18 protein-coding genes are annotated in these 20,536 nt (G+C 39.6%); 14 read left to right on the forward strand and 4 right to left on the reverse strand.

Annotated elements, in window-relative coordinates; genetic code table 11:
• A partial coding sequence (locus tag BCG07_RS01265) for a S9 family peptidase (protein ID WP_286888183.1) occupies positions 1-2,028 on the reverse strand: 2,028 nt, incomplete at its 3' end.
• Positions 2,029-2,141: 113 nt separating this feature from the next.
• Between BCG07_RS01265 and BCG07_RS01270 the strand changes: the two genes are divergently transcribed.
• Both BCG07_RS01270 and BCG07_RS01275 read left to right on the forward strand, forming a co-directional pair.
• On the forward strand, positions 2,142-2,540 hold the full coding sequence (locus tag BCG07_RS01270) for an HIT domain-containing protein (protein ID WP_010557806.1): 399 nt from the start codon (positions 2,142-2,144) through the stop codon (positions 2,538-2,540).
• 31 nt (positions 2,541-2,571) lie between these two features.
• Entirely contained in the window at positions 2,572-3,099 is a 528-nt protein-coding gene (locus BCG07_RS01275) for a protein tyrosine phosphatase family protein (protein WP_286888186.1), read from the forward strand.
• A gap of 46 nt (positions 3,100-3,145) precedes the next feature.
• On the opposite strand, the gene BCG07_RS01280 is transcribed toward BCG07_RS01275, so the two are convergent.
• Complete coding sequence (locus tag BCG07_RS01280) at positions 3,146-4,834, reverse strand: DUF8614 domain-containing protein (RefSeq protein ID WP_138740797.1); 1,689 nt, start codon at positions 4,832-4,834, stop codon at positions 3,146-3,148.
• Positions 4,835-5,123: 289 nt separating this feature from the next.
• Between BCG07_RS01280 and BCG07_RS01285 the strand changes: the two genes are divergently transcribed.
• Positions 5,124-5,963 carry an HDOD domain-containing protein gene (locus tag BCG07_RS01285; protein WP_006794280.1) on the forward strand — a complete coding sequence of 280 codons (840 nt, stop codon included), beginning with the start codon at positions 5,124-5,126 and terminating at the stop codon, positions 5,961-5,963.
• 71 nt (positions 5,964-6,034) lie between these two features.
• Here the strand turns inward: BCG07_RS01285 and rdgC are convergent, their stop codons facing one another.
• Positions 6,035-6,952 carry a recombination-associated protein RdgC gene (gene rdgC, locus BCG07_RS01290; protein WP_006794279.1) on the reverse strand — a complete coding sequence of 306 codons (918 nt, stop codon included), beginning with the start codon at positions 6,950-6,952 and terminating at the stop codon, positions 6,035-6,037.
• 84 nt (positions 6,953-7,036) lie between these two features.
• Positions 7,037-8,803, reverse strand: coding sequence for an ATP-binding protein (locus BCG07_RS01295; protein WP_286888191.1), 1,767 nt, complete (start codon positions 8,801-8,803; stop codon positions 7,037-7,039).
• 385 nt (positions 8,804-9,188) lie between these two features.
• On the opposite strand from BCG07_RS01295, the gene BCG07_RS01300 reads away from it, so the two are divergent.
• The 11 genes from BCG07_RS01300 to nusB all read left to right on the forward strand — a co-directional run bounded on the left by BCG07_RS01300 (position 9,189) and on the right by nusB (position 20,458).
• Positions 9,189-9,554: a response regulator gene (locus BCG07_RS01300; protein WP_006794277.1), complete on the forward strand. Its 366-nt coding sequence runs from the start codon at positions 9,189-9,191 to the stop codon at positions 9,552-9,554.
• Between the two features lie 228 nt (positions 9,555-9,782).
• Positions 9,783-12,200, forward strand: coding sequence for a bifunctional aspartate kinase/homoserine dehydrogenase I (thrA, locus tag BCG07_RS01305; protein WP_277053557.1), 2,418 nt, complete (start codon positions 9,783-9,785; stop codon positions 12,198-12,200).
• A gap of 9 nt (positions 12,201-12,209) precedes the next feature.
• Positions 12,210-13,145 (forward strand): homoserine kinase, encoded by a 936-nt coding sequence (gene thrB, locus BCG07_RS01310; protein WP_243531513.1) that lies wholly within the window; start codon positions 12,210-12,212, stop codon positions 13,143-13,145.
• A gap of 11 nt (positions 13,146-13,156) precedes the next feature.
• Positions 13,157-14,440, forward strand: coding sequence for a threonine synthase (gene thrC, locus BCG07_RS01315; protein ID WP_006794274.1), 1,284 nt, complete (start codon positions 13,157-13,159; stop codon positions 14,438-14,440).
• 270 nt (positions 14,441-14,710) lie between these two features.
• The gene (gene glyA, locus BCG07_RS01320) at positions 14,711-15,967 is read left to right on the forward strand and encodes a serine hydroxymethyltransferase (RefSeq protein WP_006794273.1); all 1,257 of its coding nucleotides are present in this window, start codon (positions 14,711-14,713) and stop codon (positions 15,965-15,967) included.
• Between the two features lie 97 nt (positions 15,968-16,064).
• On the forward strand, positions 16,065-16,514 hold the full coding sequence (nrdR, locus tag BCG07_RS01325) for a transcriptional regulator NrdR (protein ID WP_006794272.1): 450 nt from the start codon (positions 16,065-16,067) through the stop codon (positions 16,512-16,514).
• Between the two features lie 2 nt (positions 16,515-16,516).
• Complete coding sequence (ribD, locus tag BCG07_RS01330) at positions 16,517-17,668, forward strand: bifunctional diaminohydroxyphosphoribosylaminopyrimidine deaminase/5-amino-6-(5-phosphoribosylamino)uracil reductase RibD (RefSeq protein ID WP_243531511.1); 1,152 nt, start codon at positions 16,517-16,519, stop codon at positions 17,666-17,668.
• A gap of 4 nt (positions 17,669-17,672) precedes the next feature.
• On the forward strand, positions 17,673-18,326 hold the full coding sequence (locus BCG07_RS01335) for a riboflavin synthase (protein ID WP_010557798.1): 654 nt from the start codon (positions 17,673-17,675) through the stop codon (positions 18,324-18,326).
• Positions 18,327-18,355: 29 nt separating this feature from the next.
• A complete protein-coding gene (gene ribBA / locus BCG07_RS01340; protein WP_006794269.1) occupies positions 18,356-19,468 on the forward strand; it encodes a bifunctional 3,4-dihydroxy-2-butanone-4-phosphate synthase/GTP cyclohydrolase II in 1,113 nt (370 codons plus the stop codon).
• A 99-nt stretch (positions 19,469-19,567) separates the two neighbouring features.
• The gene (gene ribH, locus BCG07_RS01345) at positions 19,568-20,032 is read left to right on the forward strand and encodes a 6,7-dimethyl-8-ribityllumazine synthase (RefSeq protein WP_006794268.1); all 465 of its coding nucleotides are present in this window, start codon (positions 19,568-19,570) and stop codon (positions 20,030-20,032) included.
• 15 nt (positions 20,033-20,047) lie between these two features.
• A complete protein-coding gene (nusB, locus tag BCG07_RS01350; protein ID WP_006794267.1) occupies positions 20,048-20,458 on the forward strand; it encodes a transcription antitermination factor NusB in 411 nt (136 codons plus the stop codon).
• The last annotated feature ends 78 nt before the right edge of the window (positions 20,459-20,536 follow it).

Consider the following 20,536-nt stretch of genomic DNA (forward strand, 5'->3'; position numbering starts at 1 on the left):
CATTAGTGGTCCCTTAAGACCATCGGTATATGGAAATACTGCGCTAGCTTCATAACCTTTTGCATTTGTATCAGGGTGACCTAAATAACGCTCTGTGTAATGAGTGTCGTATAATGCCCAATCAGTTACCGGAGCACCTGATACACCGGCAGTAAAGTAGTCACCAGCTTTAAACATGGTCATAAGCGCCATATAGCCACCGTAGCTATGGCCGTAAATACCAATGCGTTTAGCATCTACGTAGTCAAGTGTACGTAAAAATTCAACGCCTTTAATTTGGTCGCTTACTTCAACGTCACCTAGGTTTTTGTATATAGCGTCTTCAAACTTTTTACCACGGTTGTACGAACCACGGTTATCAAGTTGAAAAATTACATAACCTTGCTGCGCCATATATTGAAAGTATAAATTTTTACTGCGCCAGCTGTTTGTAACGCGTTGAGCATGCGGGCCGCCGTATACGTTAACAATGACTGGGTGCTTTTTACCTGCACTCATATTAGTTGGTTTGAATAAGCGGTAATGCATTATTTGTCCATCGTCAGCTTTTAACGTGCCATACTCAGGTGTTGCTAAATTGCTCAAATAAGGTGTAAGTGGGTGGCTGTTATCTAGCTTGTTTTCTTCAAGCCAAGTAATAAATTCGCCGTTAACTTTACGCAGTGCTGCCGATTTAGGCTTATTAACAGAAGAACTTGTGTCAATAAAGGTTTTATTATCTTTTGCTAGCACTACGTTGTGGTACTGGCCTTGTTCAGTAATTCGTTTAGAGTCACCTTTTTTAAATAAAGGTGCGCTGTATAAGTGGCTTTCAAGTGGTGTGTCTTTTCTGCCAGCAAAGTACACAATGCCTTTTTTCTCATCAATGCCTTTTAGGCTATCAACAGCCCAGTCCCCCGATGTAATTTGACGAACTAATTGTCCATTTGTGCGGTAAAGATAAAGGTGCTTAAACCCATCACGCTCAGAAGCCCACACAAAGTGTTTTTTGTCTTTTAAAAAAACGAGGTCAAAATGTAGGTTGATCCATGTATCGCTGTTTTCTGTTAGGGCTACTTTTTGCTTTTTAGACTCAGAGTCATAAAAGCGAAGTTCGAGTGTTTGTTGCGAACGATTTTGCCATTGGTAAGAAAGTGTTTTGCTGTCTTTTAACCATTTAGCGCGAGCAATGTAAATATCTTCGTCTTTACCTAAATCAATCCAATCAACATGTTGATTGTTTAACTTAACCACACCGAGTTGAATTTTAACGTTGTCGGTACCGGTAAATGGATAACGTTGATTAAAGAGCTTTACTTCGTCAGCGTATATTTCGTTGCGAATAGCTTCTTTAACAGGTGACTCATCAACACGTGTATAAGCAATTTTAGTTTCATCGCCCGACCACCAGTAGCCAGTCATGCGGCTCATTTCTTCTTGCGCTACAAATTCGGCCATACCATTTTTAATAACGCCGCCACCGTCTTGGCTTAATTGAATTTCTTTACCTGAATTAAGAGCTAATGCGTATAGGTTTTGTTCGCGTATAAACGATACATAGTTTCCTTTTGGCGAAAAGCGTGCATCGGTTTCAAATGCATCTGTGTTGGTTAGCTTTTTACTTTTAGCTGAGGCTAAGTCGTAGTAGTACAGATCGCCATTAAGCGGAAATAAAAGTGCTTTGCCATCGGTTGACCATGTGTACTCTAGAATACCTTTGCCAAAAATACGTTGGCGTTCGCGGCGTGCTTTTTCTTCGTCTGATAGGTTTTCAGGGCCAGAAAATAATTCGGCTGAATCGACCAATACACGATTAGTGTTATCTTCTAAGTTGTATTCCCACAAATCGTAGCGGTTGTAGTCGTCAGTTTTACCCTGTAGGTAAGTTACACGGCTTCCATCTGGCGAAAATTTAAGTTGAACGGGAGATTTACCTGATAGGCTTGGATCATCAAAAATGCGTTCTAGCGATAAAGGTTTTGCTTGAACACTGATAGCGCCCACAATCAGTGGTACAGCGAGTGAGAGGTGTTTTATTTTTTTTAGCACAAGGTTACCTTAGCTCAGTATAAATATTATTTTGAATGGTAAAGCCAAGCGTGTGCAACTGCAACTAAATGCTATAAAGTAGCAATTATTAAAGATTAACAAGGAAAAACACAATGACAGATAGCGACTTTGAACTGGCCGTTGAACTTAAACGAGATTGTATAGAGTTAGCCGATTGGCCACTGTGCAAGGTGCTTTTATTAAACGATAGCCTGTACCCGTGGTTTGTATTAGTGCCAAGGCAAGCTGGTTTAAAAGAAATCATCGACTTATCTGAAGACGATCAAGTGGTGTATTTAAAAGAGTCTGCAAAACTAAGTAAGTTACTTATTGAGGTTTTTAACCCAGATAAATTAAACGTCGCAGCTTTAGGGAATATGGTGCCGCAATTACACATTCATCATATTGCACGATTTAAAACTGATATAGCGTGGCCTGCGCCAATATGGGGTAAGTTTGCGGCAGTCCCTTACACTGAAGAACAAATAGAAAAAATAAAAGCACGTTTTTAAAAGCAAAACATTTACACAAGTGAGGATTAAAATGAAATTACTTAAAACCCTGAGTACGAGCTTATTTGTTATTGCGTTATCGGGCGGTTATGTTGCTGCTACTGAGCAGGTAAATAATACCGAGGTTGTAAAAAAAGCTGATATTAAGAACTTTGCTGTTCATAGCGACCTTGTGTATTCGGCTGCACAGCCCAGCAAAGAGCAATTAAAGCAATTATCTAAAGCAGATGTGAAGCACGTTATAAATTTACGTGGGACAAATGAACAAGATTGGGATGAAGGTGAGTTTGTTCAAACGCTTGGTATGGATTATCACGCATTGCCTATTTCTGGTGCGCAAGATATTACAGTCGCAAATGCACGCAACTTAGCAAATTTACTTAAAAAACTAAACGGTGAGCCGGTTTTGGTTCATTGTGCTAGTAGTAATCGAGTTGGGGCTTTAGTTGCTATTTCAGCCCATGAAGACGGGTTAAGTATTGATGAGGCGCTTGAAAAAGGAAGACGTTGGGGGATGAAAAGCCTTGAATCTAAAGTGCGTGATGTTATAAGCAAATAAAAATAAAGGCGTTACAAGGTTAACTGTAACGCCTTTTTAGTTTTAATTAGTTAAGACCAAGTACGTCTTTACCTTGTTTAAAGGTCACATCTACAGGGATGTTTGCTTGGCTTAGTTTTTCTAAATCTTTGGTGAGAGACTCTTTAATATCACCATGGGTTGCAATCAGCTGGTCGACTTTTTGGTAATCGCCGTCACCTTGCAAAGTTAAAATTAGACGAGAAAGCTTCGCCATAGCAATACTCATTTTTTCCATATTAACGCGGTAAAAGCCTTCTTCATTTTTAGAAAATGCGCCTTCTTGTGCAAAAAAGTTAAAGCGAATCATATTTGCTTTACCGTGTGCACTTGACGCGCCAAAGCGCACTGAGCGGAAAATACCGGCCATAAAAGTAATGTAGTAATCTTCAATGGTTCCTTCGCTGATTTCGCCTTTATTTAATAATTGCTCAACCATGTATAAACCTAAAATATCGGCTTTACCTTCTTCAAGTGCGCTTGCGTGCTCTTGTAATGATTGGCGAACCGTTCCTTTACCCGTAATGGTATTTTTAATACCTAAACCATGCGCTACTTCATGGAACATGGTGTTTGCAAAAAAAGCATCAAAGGTAATGTGCTTTCGTTGTTCAGGCACGATTAACTGCTCTGAAATAGGCACTAAAATTTTATCAAATTTAGCGCGCATGGCATTTTTAAGTTGTAGGCGGCGCGTGCCTTTTTCTAACTGTACCTGTTCATCGTTAGGTAAGTTGATTGCAATGGTTTTGCTGCCTGCATTTGAATGACCTGCATAATAAACAACGTCGTAGGCATTTAAGTCAGCATCTGAACCAGGTACTTCGTGTTTGTATTTGTCATCAACAGGTAAACCTTTTTGAAGTTCAGGCAAAAAGGCTGCAAACTTGGCAAGACGTTCACTCCACTTTAAATCTTTGATTAATACATAAGATTCATAGGCAGTACGATACCCAAATAGTTGATCTTCGTAAGTTTCAATTGGTCCAATAACAACATCAATGGGGTTGTTTTTCATGTCCATCCAGGCAAAATCAGAAACCTGAAAGTCATCTTTTTGCAGCGCGTCCGCACGAAGATTTAAGTAATTTGCAAATTCTTTATTGTCGGCAAGTTTGCTGGCTTGGCGAAGAAGGTCGGCTGCCTTAGCAAGTTCTGTTGCGTACTCTTTTGAGTAAGGCACGCTGTAAAGCTTGCCTTGTTCGTCGCGTTTGATAATTGAGTATAAGCCTGTTTTGTCTTCAACGTCTGCGTTATTAAGCTCTTCTTTAGTTATATCCGCTGGGTAAAACTGCGCACCTAATGGCTTTTCTTTATAACCTGAAAGGAACGTTTCATCGCCATTTAAACGATCCCACGGGCCGTAGTTTATGTCAGCAAATTTGCGAATTTGTTGATCGGTTAGCTTTGCTAAAAATGTCTCTTTATCTTCACCAAATGCTTGTTTCCAAAATAAGGCATCCATTATTTTTGACGCATCTATAAGGATGGCAATCATTGCTTTTTGATTGTCACTCAAGTGTGATAAATCGCTTTGTAAGCTAAAGTCGGTGTATATATTTAAGCGTTGTTCATCAACATTAATAAGCTCAGGCCCCATTACTTTTACGGGTGTTTGCGATGTGGTCTCGGCAGGTGACGAAGGTTTATCTGAACACGCACTCAGAAAAACAACACCAGAGAGTAAAATGGCTTGGCTAATTTTATTTAAGATCATTATTTTGCCTATTTAAAAGTTAATTTAATGATAAGTAGATGCTTGTTGGGAGGCTCGTTGACGGCACGCTACTATATTGTGCCAGCATTAAAGCAAACCTAAACAGTAAATAGCAAGTATTAGGCGGTGTATGGGCAATAGTGTCGTTGAAAATGAGAGACAGAAATAAAGTTATAAAATTTTCTTAACTTTAACGGTAAGTTAGGCAATACTGATTGTAAGTTCATTATTATAAAAATTAACTGTTGTAGCGTGTAGTAATATTACAACTAAAAAGGATGACTGCTTTATGTCTACAGAGAATGCATTATTAACAATATTAGTTGATAGAATAAATAACGATACGCTTGTATTACCTACACTCCCTGAGGTTGCGATTAAAGTTCGCCAAGCTGCAGACGATCCTGAAGTTAATTTGATGCAAATGTCGGAAGTTATTTCACAAGACCCTTCGTTATCTGCTCGTATGATCAAAGTGGCTAATAGTGCAATCATGGGACGTGCGGTTAAGGTATCTACCTTACATCAAGCAGTCACCCGTATTGGATTGCGCCAAATTAAAAATATAGCGACAGCGATGGCAATGGAACAACTATTTGTTTCTAACAACGACCTTATTAAAGGCTATATGGGTAAGGCGTGGCAAAAAACATTAACTGTGGCGAGTCATTCCATTACGCTAATGGAGTTTTACTTACAAAATAATAAACGTACCTCGTTAAATCGCGACTCAATTACCTTAGCTGCCTTAGTTTATAATATTGGTGTGCTGCCTATTTTAACTGAGGCTGAGCGTCACCCTGAAGTGTTTGCAAATCCTAGCTTTTTAGCACATGCCATTCAAAAACTAAGTGGTAAAATTGGCTCATCAATCATGGATGCGTGGGAATTTCCTGCAGAGTTCTCCGATGTAGCTTTAAGTTGGGCAGATCCAAGCTATAAACCAGAACAAATAAGTTATGTAGATTTTATTCGAATTGGGGCTATTTTAGAGGGCACTTTACAGGTATCTGATAAATCAGCTGCTTTACAAACGTATATAGATAAAGGTGTTATTTCATCTATGCAGTTGTTCTCAAGCGATGAATACAATGAAATGCTTGCAGATGTAAAAGACATGTTTAGCTAATTAAGCCTTAAATTTAGCGCAATAAAAAAGCACGATTTAATCGTGCTTTTTTATTGCCATTAAACTTTCGGTTATGGATTGGCTAAATCATCTGCATCGCCTAAACCTTGGGTTAGCTCTTCTAACAATTGTTTAATTTCTTCTGATGCTAAAATGAAGTCAGCATCAAGTTTTACTGCCATATCTTCTTTAGGTATGTCAGCGTTTTCTTCTTTCAGTGTATCTGAATAACTTAGACGTTTAATTGAGCCATCATTTTGAAGCATGAATTTAACACGTTCTTGCCAATCGAGGGCAAGCTTGGTAACGCGTTTACCACTTTCAAGATGTGATTTAACTTCATCACATGACAAGTCATGGCCTTTTAATTTAACTTGCGCGCCACTGTCATCAGCTTCTTCAAGCTCAGCGTCAGAACCAATTGCAAAGCCTTCAGGTGTGCTGAAGTTAGTTAGCCAATCAGTTAAAAATACATCAAGGTCATAATTTGCAAATGCAGGCACAACTGGAAGCGTACCTAACGATTTACGTAACAGTGCTAACAGCTCTTCAGCTTTATTAAAGCTTGCACTATTAACCACAACCCAACCGTTTTCTTGGTCAATAAATGCAAATTGTAAGCTCGACTTTTTAAATGCTTGCGGAAGTAGAGTGTGAAGAATATTTTCTTTAAGTTCGTCTTTTTCTTTCTTTTTAACAGGGCGGTTTTCTTCAGCTTCGATTTGGTCAACTTTTTCGGCAACTAATTCGTTGATGACTGATGCCGGTAATACTTTTTCTTCGCGTTTAGCACACACTAAAATACTTTTTTGAGAGAAGTGAGAAAGTGCTTCGCTATGCTTTCCAAATGCTTTCGTCCAGCCAAACGTAGAGAGCTCTTGACCTGTGCAAGGACGAAATAGATCTTGTTCTAATGCTTTATCAAAGTCTTCTTGTGTGTACGAAACATCTTGTTTAAAGCGGTAACAAATAAGGTTACTAAACCACATAGGGGAGATAATCCATCTGAAAAATTTGCTCAATCATAGCAATAAAAGTCGCTCCTCGAAATGACTGATTAACGACTATTTGAATTAGCTTTGATTGAATATAGACAGAGGCTTAGCCATGTTTTTAGGAAATTGTATAAAATAGTGCAATCCTTGGCCAGGTTCGCTTGTCGCTTCAATTGAGCCGCTTAATGTCTGTTTAACTAAATTAAACATTATGTGAGTGCCCAAACCACTACCACCTTCATCTCGTTTTGTGGTGAAAAACGGATTGAATAATTTTTCAAGCTGCTCAGCGGTGACTCCGTTGCCGTTGTCTTTGTAGTTAATGGTTAGGTTGGTTTCGTCACTTGTGATGTTAATGTCCATAACACCATTGTCTTTACCTTCAAAACCATGAATAAGCGAATTAACGATGAGATTAGTAAATATTTGGCTTATGGCGCCGGCTGGCAAATTTAATACTAGGTCATCAGGGCATTGTAGATTAATAGTGTGCGATGTTTTTTTCAATTTAGGGTGAAGCGATCGAATTACTTCATTTACATAATCTTTAAAGTTTATGGTACGCACAGCTTCACTGGCTTGGTCTACAGCAATTTGCTTAAAACTTGCAATAAGGTCAGAGGCTCTATCTAAATTTGTTGTAAGCAAGCTTGTGCTTTGTTTGGCTTCGTTAATAAACTCTTCCAACGCCTTAGGGGAAAGTGTTTTTTCAGCATAGGCACTTTCTAACTTATTTAAACGCTCTTCTAAAAATGATACTGCAGTAACGCCGATGCCAATAGGCGTGTTTATGTCGTGAGTGATCCCCGCAACTAGGCCACCTAATGCCGCCATTTTTTCTGTACCAACGAGTCGCTCTTGAGCCAGTTTTAATTCATCAATATAGCGTTGAGATTCCGCTTGTTTGGTGAACAGTTCTTTTTCGGTACTGCGGCGAAGGTCCACCTCATCTGTTAATACTATTTTTTGTTTTTCTAATTCATATTTTTGCTGTTGTAATTCCATCATTGCTTGACTTAAGTTAGACGTTTTACGCGCAACATCCTGCTCTAATTGTATGTTATGTTGGTCTAACTTCTCGTTGCTAACAATTAATTTATTTTGAGTTCGTTCAAGCTCTTTTCTGTACTGAACCACCTTATCGATTAAGTTATTAAAAGAGTGTTCCATTACCTTAAGCTCATTATGTTCTTCGGTCTCAATTTCGATGTGTTGCCCTTCTAGCTCATCGAGTTGCAGGTTTTCAATTTGTTCGGTGAGCTGATAAAGCGGGTCGGTAAGTAGCTTTCTAAAGGCCATTAAAAATAAGATAATTAAGAATGTAGTCTTAATCATGGCATTACCAATCAAAAAGTAGATTGATACCATTATTCTGCTTAATACAACTTCTCGACTTGAAAATAACGTAACATCACCGACTTGTGTGGCTCGTCCTGAAAATTCGAATATGAGTGGAAATGTATACCCAAACAAGCCTGATTTAGAGTCTTCTAGCATGGCTTCTTCTTGGACAAGTTGCTGGCTATAGAGTTTATGAATATCTAAAGAGCGACCAAGCTGCGAAATAACTTCACCACTGTCATCACGCACTATGATCCCTTCTATCATGGGGATGGCGAGTAGCCCTTCTGCGGTGGTGATTGTTTGTTTTGTATTAAGCTCCCAAATAGCTCGTGTTAAGCTACGGCTGAAGGTTTTTTGTAAGGTTGCTAATTCATCTTTTATGTAATCTTTAGTGTTTAAATACTCAGCAAGCACCTGCCCGCATGTCACTACAAAGGTAAGCAAAAAATAGACCGATAACACACTGGTCAGTAATCTTTTAGAAAGGCTTTTCTGTAGCATGAGTGGTCAACAATTCCTTGAGATATAATTAAGTATTTACACTACTATTTAAAATTTAGTCAATAAATGCTTAAAAACAAATAATAAATGATTTATTTTATGATAAATTAGGGCTGATTTTTGCTTTTATTTGCCACATACTAACTGCTTAAGAGTGTTTGTATATTATTGATTAACTGGTTTTTGTTTGTTTTTTATACTTTTAAGTAATAATAAACTATCCCTTTTGGCTTGTTAAGTTTATTCAATAATAGATTGTTACAAAATGTGGACAAAAAGCCCAGGTATTATGTTGTAAATATAGGTACTATTACCCGAGATATGAGCTTACCAACGACAGCCGCCCTTAACGACATTAATTATGCTTATTTAGTAGTTTTATAATATGAATTTTTCTATTTTAGTGTGTGATGACTCAACAGTTGCACGAAAACAAGTAATCAGATGTTTGCAACAGTGTATAGATGCAGATATTCAGCAAGCTACAAATGGCGCACAAGCTATTGAATTACTGAAAACTAACCGCTTTGATTTGCTATGCTTGGATTTAACTATGCCTGAGATTGACGGCGTTGGCGTTCTTGAATACATAAAAACAAACAAGATTGAGTGTTTTGTACTTGTGATTTCTGCTGATATACAAGAGAAAATGAAATTACGTGTAGCTCAGTTAGGTGCTATCGATTTTATTAATAAACCAATAGATAAAACAAGAATGGACAATATTTTGCATAAATTTGGCATTCATTAGGTTTTTTTATATCGAAAAAGGCTGTTTTATCTTTTAATTTGCACTTGACAGCATAGCCTTTGTTAAGGCAGTCTTACCCCATGAAAACATTTAATCGCGTACTGACCATTATTATTACAACCACCATTCTTTCTGGATAGTGGCATAGGTCGGTGCAACAAATTTAAAGGCCTGTGTTCACTTAGAGCACAGGCCTTTTTTCGTTTTATGGGATGAGGAACATAAACAATGCGCGTTTTAAAATTTGGTGGATCATCACTTGCCGACTTTGCCTGCCTTGAGCAGGTAGCTCAATTAGTTAAAGCACAATTAAAAGATGAAATGCTTTTGGTATTATCGGCGCCCGGTGGAATGACCGACTCACTAGTTGCTCTAGCGAGTTCGGCAGAACAAGGCCAAGACTTTAGCTCTTTATGGGAGGCTTTAACGAGTCGTTGTAACGAGCTAAAAGCAGCCGTAGAAAAAGGGTATGGCCCAATTGACCACTGGCCAAATTTTGAAGAACTAAAAAATAAGCTTGATGGTGTATCTTTAATTAAGTGCTGCCCCGATCAAGTGCGTGCGTTTGTTATAAGCTTTGGCGAGCGAGTAAGTGTGTCGCTTATGCAGCGCTTATTGAACTCACATAAAGCGGTTTATTTAGAGGCGACAAGTTGCGTTGCATCAACAGGTGGTTTTATTGATGCTGAGGTTGATTTAGTTGCAAGTAAAGCGCATTTTCAAGCGGCATTAAAAGAAAAGCCAGCCACGATTTATATTATGCCCGGTTTTACAGCAAGCAATAATAAAGGCGAGCTTACAACACTGGGGCGTAATGGATCTGATTACTCAGCGGCTATTGCAGCGGCGTGTTTAGAGGCAGATGTTTGCCAAATTTGGACTGATGTTGATGGTGTTTACAGCGCAGATCCTCGTTATATCAAAAAAGCCACTAAAGTTGACTTTTTGTCATACAAAGAGGCAATGGAGCTTTCTTACTTTGGCGCAAAAGTACTTCACCCAAAAACTATTTTGCCTTGCGCCAAAGCGGGCGTGCCGTGTGAAATAAAAAATACGCATAACCCTGATGCCCAAGGGTCGCTAATCGGAAATGACTTTTCATCAGACGAGCCTGTAAAAGCAATTTCAAGCCTGCAAGATTTAGCTATGCTGACTGTCTCGGGTCCAGGAATGAAAGGCAAAGTAGGCATGGCCTCTAAAGTTTTTAATGCGCTTGCTCACGATAACGTATCTATTGTGTTGATCACGCAATCGTCTTGTGAATTTAGCATTAGCTTTTGTGTACATGAGAGCGACTTAGCCCTTGCTTTAACGGCTTTACAAACAGCGTTTGAGCTTGAATCTCAAGCAGGTTTAATTGAGCCTGTTCAAGTACAGCGTAATTTAGCCATAGTAACGCTTGTGGGTGATAATATGCGGGCACATCGTGGTTTAGCCGCTAAGTTTTTTGCATCCCTTTCTCAAGCACAAGTAAACATTGTGGCAATTGCACAAGATTCTACTGAAAGTGCTATTTCAGCTGTAATTGACGGTGAGTTATGCAACGACGCAGTGAAAATATGCCATGAGAACTTTTTCACGCATGTACCTTCAATTGATGTGTTTTTACTAGGGTGTGGCTTAGTAGGGCAAGAACTGATATCTCAATTAGAGCGCCAACAAGCATGGCTTGAAAAGCGTAACATTAAACTTAATTTGTACGGCGTTGCTAACTCTCGTCAGTTACATCTTGATAGCGAGGGTATTGCCTTTAGTGATTGGCAGCAAAAATTAGCAGTATCAGAGCAGTCATTTGACCTAAAACTCGTTGAGCAATTTGTTAAGCAAAATCACTTAGTTAATCCTGTGCTGGTGGATTGTACATCGTCTGATGCACTTGCAGCGCAATATGTTGACTTTTTAAATGCGGGTTTTCATGTTGTTGCAGCCAATAAAAAGGCAACAACCAGCTCATATACGTATTACCAAGATTTAATTGCTGCTACACAAAAAAATAACCGCAAGTTTTTATACGAAACAAACGTAGGTGCAGGCCTTCCTGTTATCGATAATTTGCAATCTTTATTTGGTGCAGGAGATGAATTACTTGAATTTAGCGGTATTTTATCGGGCTCATTGTCATACATGTTTGGCGCTTTGCAAGATGGTTTATCACTGTCAGAGGCAACCATTAAAGCAAAAGAAAGTGGTTTTACAGAGCCAGATCCTCGTGATGATTTATCGGGAACTGATGTTGCGCGTAAGTTGTTAATTATTGCGCGTGAAGCAGGTATGAAATTAGAGCTAACCGACATTGAAGTAGAGTCGGTATTACCACAAGGGTTTGCCGAAGGAGACAGTATTGATGAGTTTATGGCAAAATTACCTAGCTTAGACGCTGACTTTAACGCACGTATTGAGCAAGCGGCAAGTGAAGGGAAAGTTCTTCGTTACGTTGGCACAATTAAAGAAGGCCACTGTAAAGTAGGTATTGAGGCTGTTGATTCATCACATGCGCTTAATGTTATTCGCGATGGTGAAAATGCGCTTGCAATTTTAAGTCAATACTACCAACCACGTCCTTTTGTTATTCGTGGTTACGGCGCTGGCTCTGAAGTAACTGCTGCAGGTGTATTTGCAGACGTTTTAAAAACATTATCGCGCTAGGAGTCGAAAATGATTGAAGTATATGCGCCTGCATCTATTGGTAATTTTGCAGTTGGATTTGATGCGCTAGGTGCTGCTCTTGCGCCAATTGATGGTAGTTTATTGGGAGATGTAGCACTTGTTAGCGCAGCCCCTTGTGATGAGTTTGTTTGTTCAGGCGAATATGCTCATAAATTACCAAGCGATGCGAAAGAAAACTTAGCATATCAGTGTTTAGTGCACTTTAGAGCTCATGTCGCACCAGATATGCCAACGGTAAAGCTAGAGCTTAAAAAAAACCTGCCAATTGGTTCTGGATTAGGATCGAGTGCTTGTTCGGTGGTTGCTACATTTGCAGCGCTTGATAAATTTGCAAAAACACAGTTAAGTCAAGTACAGCTAATTGAGTTGATGGCAGATTTTGAAGCAGTTGTAAGTGGCGGACGCCATTACGATAACATTACGCCCTGTTATTTGGGCGGTTTGCAGCTAACTGGCGATTTAATTCCTAATAAATCTATAGAACTACCGGTTGATGAAAACTGGTATTACGTTGCGGCGTTTCCAGGCTTTTCGCTTAATACAGCAAAAGCGCGTTCTGTTTTGCCAAAAGATCTTAGCATGCATGCAAGCGTTGAGTTTGCGCAGCGTTTATCCTCTTTTAGTAGCTTGTTATTAACAGCACGTTTTGACGATGCATTAAGCATAATGAAAGACGAAATAGCAGAACCTTACCGTGCACCGCTTATTACTGGTTTTAGCGAGGCGAAAGCAAGTTTACCCGCACTTGGAGCTGAGGTAGTTAGTATTTCAGGCGCAGGGCCTACCTTATTTACTGTATGTAAAACACTTGAAGCGGCCGAGCAATGCGCTAAATGGTTAAAAAATAATTATATAAATGAGCAAGGTTTTTGCCATATTTGTAAGTTAGACAACGACGGCACGCGTCAATTAAATGTTTTATAGGATTAGAAGTCATGCAATTACATAATTTAAAAGATAACTCACAAAAAGTGTCGTTCGTTGAAGCAGTAAAAACAGGACTTGGACGTAATCAAGGAGTGTTTTTTCCTGAATCGTTAGCGCCCATGGCTGATGTTGACGCATTACTTGATATGGATTTTGTTACGCGCAGTAGCAAAATTTTATCCCATTTAATTGGTGATGAGTTGCCAAGTAGCACTGTTGCCGACATGGTTAAAAATGCGTTTAATTTTCCAGTTAAGTTAGTCGAGGTAGAAGAAAATACCTATTGTTTGGAGCTATTTCATGGTCCTACGCTTGCCTTTAAAGATTTTGGTGGGCGCTTTATGGCTGAATGCTTAGCGCAGTTTAACCAAGGTGAAAAAGTGACTATTTTAACAGCAACATCAGGTGATACTGGTGCAGCGGTTGCGCATGCATTTTACAATAAACCAAACATTGATGTGGTTATTCTTTATCCTAAAGGAAAAATTTCACTTGCTCAGCAAAAGCTATTTACTACCTTAGGTGGCAATATTCATTGTTACGCGGTTGATGGCAGTTTTGACGATTGCCAAGAACTTGTTAAGAAGTCGTTTTTAGATGATGAAGTTAAATCTACACTTGGCTTAAATTCAGCAAATTCGATAAACATAAGCCGCTTAGTCGCTCAGGTGTGTTATTACTTTGAAGCGATTGCACAACTGCCAAAAGAAAAGCGTGCAACAGCGCATATTTCTGTACCAAGTGGTAACTTTGGTAATGTATGCGCCGCAATGATTGGCGCTGTAATAGGGTTGCCGGTTGGAAAGTTAAGTGCAACAACAAACCAAAACGACACCGTTCCTCGTTTTATACTTGATAAAAATTGGTTGCCTAATGCAACGCTTGAATCGCTTTCAAATGCGATGGACGTGAGTAAGCCGAATAACTGGCCACGTGTGCAAACTATGTTGGACAACAACTGGTTTAGTTACGACAACTTTTACTCAATTAGTGTTGACGAAGAAAACACTCAAACGGTGATGAAAAATATTCATCAAACAGGGTATGTTGCAGAGCCACATACAGCAATTGCCTATCAAGGTTTAGTTAATAACCGAGCACCGGGTGCTGCGGGCATCTTTTTAGCAACTGCACATCCAGCTAAGTTTAAAGAAAGTGTAGAAGGTATACTAAATATTGAACTAGATATGCCAAAGCCATTGAGCGACGCATTGGCTAAACCATGTCTTGCAAGCGACATAAACGCCGATTACGACGCTTTGCGTACAGAAATACTGGCTAAGTTAGCTTAAATATTAAGTAAACACGAAAGCGGCTATGGCCGCTTTTTTTGCACATTTTAAACCGTGAAATAGCTTTTTTAATTAACTAATTAAATGTAATAAATAAAAAACATTTAAAATAATTATGTAAGTTATTTAAAAATATCATCTTAAAAAGGGTGTGAAATAGTTTCAATCCCTGATTAAATATCCTCAACTTAAGAACGTAGGCAAAGTGCGGTTTTAAGCGTACAATATAGCCTCTAAAAAAATACCATACACGTTGCCCAGGAGCCCCCAATGTTAGAACGTAGCATGAATATTTCGGACTTTGATCCAGAGTTATTTGACGCGATGAGTAAAGAAACATCACGTCAAGAAGAGCACATTGAGTTAATTGCATCTGAAAACTACTGTAGCCCACGCGTACTTGAAGCACAGGGTTCTCAACTTACTAACAAATATGCGGAAGGTTATCCTGGCAAGCGTTACTACGGTGGCTGTGAGCACGTAGACGTGGTTGAGCAATTAGCTATTGACCGCGCAAACGAATTGTTTGGTACTGACTACGCAAACGTTCAGCCGCATGCAGGTTCGCAAGCCAATGCAGCTGTTTTCCAAGCCTTATTAAGCCCGCTTGATACAGTACTTGGCATGAGCCTAGCACACGGTGGCCATTTAACTCATGGTTCACACGTAAACTTTTCAGGTAAAACATATAACGCAATTCAGTATGGCCTAAACGAAGAGACTGGCGAAATTGATTACGCACAAGTTGAAGCGTTAGCACTAGAGCACAAGCCAAAAATGATTATCGCAGGTTTTTCTGCTTATTCAGGTATTGTTGATTGGGCTAAGTTTCGCGAAATTGCAGACAAAGTAGATGCTTACTTGTTTGTTGATATGGCGCATGTTGCAGGTTTAATTGCTGCGGGTGTTTACCCAAGCCCAGTACCATTTGCACATGTTGTTACTACAACAACGCATAAAACATTAGCGGGCCCTCGTGGCGGTTTAATTATTTCTGCATGTGGTGACGAAGCAATTTACAAAAAGCTTAACAGTGCTGTATTCCCTGGTGGCCAAGGTGGTCCTTTATGTCACGTTATTGCTGCAAAAGCAGTGGCATTCAAAGAAGCTTTACAACCAGAATTTAAAGAATACCAAACACAAGTTGTTAAAAATGCGCAAGCAATGGTTAGCGTATTACAAGAGCGTGGCTACAAAGTTGTTTCTGGTAAAACAGATAATCACTTGTTCTTACTTGATTTAATCGATAAAGATATTACGGGTAAAGATGCTGATGCAGCATTAGGTAATGCGAACATTACGGTTAACAAAAACTCAGTTCCTAATGATCCGCGTTCTCCATTTGTAACGTCTGGCTTACGTATTGGTTCTCCTGCAATCACGCGCCGTGGTTTCAAAGAGGCTGAATCTAAAGAGCTTGCTGGCTGGATCTGTGATGTACTAGACAACATTGCTGATGAGTCTGTTCAAGCGCAAGTAAAAGAAAAAGTGAAAGCAATTTGTGCAAAACTACCTGTTTACGCTTAATAAAGTAAAACGGTAATTTAGATCACATAAGCAATCATGCTATTATAAAAGCCGCTTTTTAGCGGCTTTTTTGTTTTTAAAACGGATACCTTTAGTTATGCATTGCCCATTTTGTACAGCAAAAGACACCAAAGTTATAGATTCCCGCCTTGTTGGCGGTGGCCATCAAGTTCGCCGCCGTCGTGAATGTAACGATTGCCATGAACGTTTCACCACGTTTGAAGGGGCAGAGCTGGTTATGCCGCGTGTTGTAAAACAAGACGGCAGTCGCGAACCATTTAACGAAGATAAGTTACTAAATGGTTTAAATCGTGCACTTGAGAAGCGTCCCGTCAGTACAGAACAAGTTGATGAAGTAGTCAATATAATAAAGTCGCAATTACGTGCAACGGGTGAGCGAGAAATTTCAAGCCATTTAGTGGGTGAATGCATTATGGAAGCGCTTAAAAAGTTAGATAAAGTCGCTTATGTAAGGTTTGCGTCAGTATATCGCTCGTTTGAGGATATACGAGAGTTTGGCGAAGAAATTGCCCGTTTAGGGGAATAAGCATGAGCAGCCAATCAGCATTTACCGAGCACGATAAACTATATATGGCGCGTGCTATTGAGCTTGCTAAAAAAGGTCGGTTTACCACAACACCTAATCCGAATGTTGGCTGTGTACTTGTAAAAGATAATCAAATAATTGGTGAAGGGTTTCATCAGTTAGCAGGGCAAGGACATGCAGAGGTCAATGCACTTGCTGTAGCAGGCGAAAAAGCAAAGGGTGCAACTGCCTATGTAACACTTGAACCTTGTAGCCATTACGGGCGCACGCCCCCCTGTGCTGAAGGACTCAAGGCTGCTGGTATTAAAAAGGTGATTGCAGCCATGGTTGATACCAACCCGCAAGTGGCAGGTAAAGGCCTTAAAATATTGAGTGACGCCGGAATAGAAGTTGCTCATGGGTTGCTTGAACAAGAGGCGCGCGCATTAAACTTTGGCTTTTTTAAGCGTATGGAGCAAGGGCTTCCTTACGTAACCTGTAAATTAGCAGCCAGTATAGATGGCAAAACAGCGCTAAAAAACGGAAAAAGTAAGTGGATCACAGGCCCTGCTGCACGAAAAGATGTGCAGCTATACCGCGCTCAAAGCTGTGCCATTTTAACGGGGGCCGATACGGTTCTTGTTGATAATGCAAAACTTAATGTTCGAGCAAGTGAGTTACCGTATTCATTACCAACCAACTTACCGCTACGTCAGCCGGTGCGTGTTATAATAGACTCGCAAAACAGATTAACACCTGACCTTGCGCTATTTAAAATAGCGCACCCGGTAATTATATTTACTACCAAGGTTGATAATTCAATGCAGTGGCCGCATTTTGTTGAGCACATAGCGGTGCGCGAGCAACAGGGTAAGGTTGATTTAACCGATGTATTACAAACACTAGCAAAGCATCAGTTTAATAATATATGGCTGGAAGCTGGGGCAACCCTTGTGGGGAAAATGACCGAGCTTGATTTAATTGACGAGTATGTTTTTTATATCGCACCAAAACTGATGGGTTATGATGCTAAAAGTTTAGTAAACTTCCCTGAATTGACGAGTATGCAAGATACTATCGATTTATCTTTTAATGAGTGTGTTCGTATTGGTGACGATTTACGTATCAACGCGTTAAAAACGCACGCATTAAAATCATTTAACAAAGAAGAGTAGCGCTATGTTTACTGGGATAATAGAAGCCACAGGCAAAATTGCTTTATTACAAAAAAAACAAGGCGATTTAGCCATTCGTATTCAAAGCGCCGACCTTGATATGAGTGACGTAAAGCTGGGTGACAGTATTGCAACAAATGGCGTGTGTTTAACGGTAGTTGATAAACATGTTGATGGTTTTAGCGCTGATTTATCTAACGAAACAATTCATTTAACTGGTTTTGCACATTATTCAATAGGGCAAACAGTTAACCTTGAAAAAGCAATGCAACCGGTTTCGCGTTTAGGTGGACATTTAGTGTCTGGCCATGTTGACGGTATTGCAACAATAACGGCGATTACAGCTAATGCAAGAGCTACTGAATATTGGCTGACAACCGATGAAAATTTAATGAAATACATACCGTACAAAGGGTCGGTATGTATTGATGGTATAAGCCTGACAGTTAACGCTGTTGAAGGTAATAAATTTAAATTAACAATTGTGCCGCACACCAGCGGTCAAACAACGATTGCCGACTTTAAAGTAGGCACTCAAGTTAATTTAGAAGTCGATCAAATTGCACGTTATTTAGAGCGTCTTATCAAAGGCGCAGAGCAGCCAACCGGCGCAGATATATCAATGAGCTTACTCGCAAAAGCGGGCTTTATTAAATAACGAAACTGACAACTTACACGAGCGAATTTATGAATTTACACAGCGCACAAGAAATTATAGATGACATTAAAGCCGGTAAAATGGTTATTTTAATGGACGATGAAGACAGAGAAAATGAAGGTGATCTAATCATTGCTGCGGAACATATTAGCGCAGAAGCAATTAACTTTATGGCTACTCATGGCCGTGGTTTAATTTGTTTAACGATGACACAAGAGCGTTGTGAGCAACTAGACTTGCCTTTAATGGTTAAAAATAATGGCGCTGCGTTTTCAACTAACTTTACTATGTCGATAGAAGCATCAAAAGGCGTAACCACAGGTATATCAGCAGCAGATAGAGCACGCACGGTACAAGCAGCTATCGCTAAAGGTGCTGTTCCTAGCGATATTGTACAGCCGGGTCATATTTTTCCGATTATGGCACAGCCAGGTGGTGTATTAACACGCGCAGGTCATACAGAAGCCGGTTGTGATTTAGCTCGCTTAGCAGGGCTTGAAGCGTCTTCTGTTATTGTTGAAATTTTAAATGCTGATGGCACCATGGCACGCCGCCCTGATTTAGAAGTTTTTGCTAAAGAGCACGACATTAAAATTGGCACAATTGCTGATTTAATTGAATACCGCAATTTAAACGAAACCACAATCGAAAAAGTGGCTAAGTGTAAACTGCCAACAGAGCATGGGGAATTTGACTTAGTCACTTACAAAGACACGATTGACGGTCAGTTACACTACGTACTACTCAAGGGTGAAATTAAAGCGCAAGAACCAACCTTGGTGCGTGTGCATTTACAAAGTACGTTTAACGATATTTTACTTTCTGATAGAAGCGCAGATAGAAGCTGGGGCTTATCGGATGCAATGGCATATATAGCTAAAAATGACGGTGTGCTAGTCATTTTAGGTAAACAAGAAAGTACTGAAGAGCTTGAAGCAACAGTTAAGGCATTTGCTGCTGCAGACGCTGGTGAAAATGTTACACCGCGTAAATTTCAAGGTACTTCTCGTACTGTTGGTGTAGGCTCACAAATTCTTGCAGATTTAGGAATTGAGCAAATGCGATTAATGAGTCGCCCTAAAAAATACCATGCACTTTCGGGCTTTCATTTAGAAGTTATTGATTACATTGAGCCACAATAGGCAAACGCTTAAACTAGGCTATTTTATTATTATTATGGTATGATGCGCAGCAATTTTTGCGCAATCGCAACCGCTTGAACTTATTTTTAGGGTTATCAAATGAAAATTATTGAAGGTAATAAGTACGCACCGGGCAAAAAATTTGCCATTGTCATTTCTCGTTTTAATGACTTTATTGGTAGCAGCCTACTTGAAGGTGCTGTTGATGAGCTAAAACGTACCGGTGGTGTATCTGATGACGACATTACTGTGATTTATGTACCGGGTGCAGTTGAATTACCTTTAGCGGCAAAACGCGTTGCGGCAAAAAAAGAGTATGATGCAATCATCGCTTTAGGCGTAGTGATCAGAGGTGGAACACCACACTTTGACCTAGTTGCTGGCGAGTCAAACAAAGGTCTTGCGCAAGTATCACTTGAGTATGATATACCGGTTGCATTTGGCGTATTAACCACTGAAAGCATTGAACAAGCTATTGAGCGCGCAGGTACCAAAATGGGTAACAAAGGCGGCGAAGCTGCTTTGGGTGCGCTTGAAATGGTTAATGTGTTAGATAAAATTTAAGTTTAAGGAATTTTTGTGAAACCAGCAGCAAGACGTAAAGCACGTATCTTAGCACTTCAAGCCGTTTATTCTTGGCAATTAAGCGGTAATGCAATTGCCGACATCGAGCAACAAATGTTGATCGAAAACGACGTTACTAAAATTGATGTTGAATACTTTAAAGATTTAGCCTCAGGTGTAGCTGTAAATTACAAGCTACTTGATGAATCAGTATCACCTCATTTAACGCGTCCATTTGATGACTTAGATATGGTTGAGCGAGCAATTTTACGTTTAAGCAGCTACGAACTTAAGTTTCGTGAAGATGTACCTTACAAAGTTGCTATCAACGAAGGTATTGAGCTTGCCAAAATATTTGGCGCAGAAGATAGTCATAAATTTGTAAACGGTGTACTTGATAAAGCTGTAAAGCATTTACGCAAGTAATAGTATTTTTCTCTGACTTTGCTTTCAGAGATTTACTTTATATAACCGTTAAAAGGAGAGCCGGCATAGGTCGGCTTT

The sequence above is a fragment of the Pseudoalteromonas sp. ESRF-bin5 genome, assembly GCF_002632075.1.
Lineage (GTDB): Bacteria > Pseudomonadota > Gammaproteobacteria > Enterobacterales > Alteromonadaceae > Pseudoalteromonas > Pseudoalteromonas marina.

Coding starts and splice junctions, on each gene's coding strand:
- BCG07_RS01270 (WP_010557806.1), top strand. CDS start 2,142: ATGACAGATAGCGACTTTGAACTGGCCGTTGAACTTAAACGAGATTGT.
- BCG07_RS01275 (WP_286888186.1), top strand. CDS start 2,572: ATGAAATTACTTAAAACCCTGAGTACGAGCTTATTTGTTATTGCGTTA.
- BCG07_RS01280 (WP_138740797.1), bottom strand. CDS start 4,834: ATGATCTTAAATAAAATTAGCCAAGCCATTTTACTCTCTGGTGTTGTT.
- BCG07_RS01285 (WP_006794280.1), top strand. CDS start 5,124: ATGTCTACAGAGAATGCATTATTAACAATATTAGTTGATAGAATAAAT.
- rdgC (WP_006794279.1), bottom strand. CDS start 6,952: ATGTGGTTTAGTAACCTTATTTGTTACCGCTTTAAACAAGATGTTTCG.
- BCG07_RS01295 (WP_286888191.1), bottom strand. CDS start 8,803: ATGCTACAGAAAAGCCTTTCTAAAAGATTACTGACCAGTGTGTTATCG.
- BCG07_RS01300 (WP_006794277.1), top strand. CDS start 9,189: ATGAATTTTTCTATTTTAGTGTGTGATGACTCAACAGTTGCACGAAAA.
- thrA (WP_277053557.1), top strand. CDS start 9,783: ATGCGCGTTTTAAAATTTGGTGGATCATCACTTGCCGACTTTGCCTGC.
- thrB (WP_243531513.1), top strand. CDS start 12,210: ATGATTGAAGTATATGCGCCTGCATCTATTGGTAATTTTGCAGTTGGA.
- thrC (WP_006794274.1), top strand. CDS start 13,157: ATGCAATTACATAATTTAAAAGATAACTCACAAAAAGTGTCGTTCGTT.
- glyA (WP_006794273.1), top strand. CDS start 14,711: ATGTTAGAACGTAGCATGAATATTTCGGACTTTGATCCAGAGTTATTT.
- nrdR (WP_006794272.1), top strand. CDS start 16,065: ATGCATTGCCCATTTTGTACAGCAAAAGACACCAAAGTTATAGATTCC.
- ribD (WP_243531511.1), top strand. CDS start 16,517: ATGAGCAGCCAATCAGCATTTACCGAGCACGATAAACTATATATGGCG.
- BCG07_RS01335 (WP_010557798.1), top strand. CDS start 17,673: ATGTTTACTGGGATAATAGAAGCCACAGGCAAAATTGCTTTATTACAA.
- ribBA (WP_006794269.1), top strand. CDS start 18,356: ATGAATTTACACAGCGCACAAGAAATTATAGATGACATTAAAGCCGGT.
- ribH (WP_006794268.1), top strand. CDS start 19,568: ATGAAAATTATTGAAGGTAATAAGTACGCACCGGGCAAAAAATTTGCC.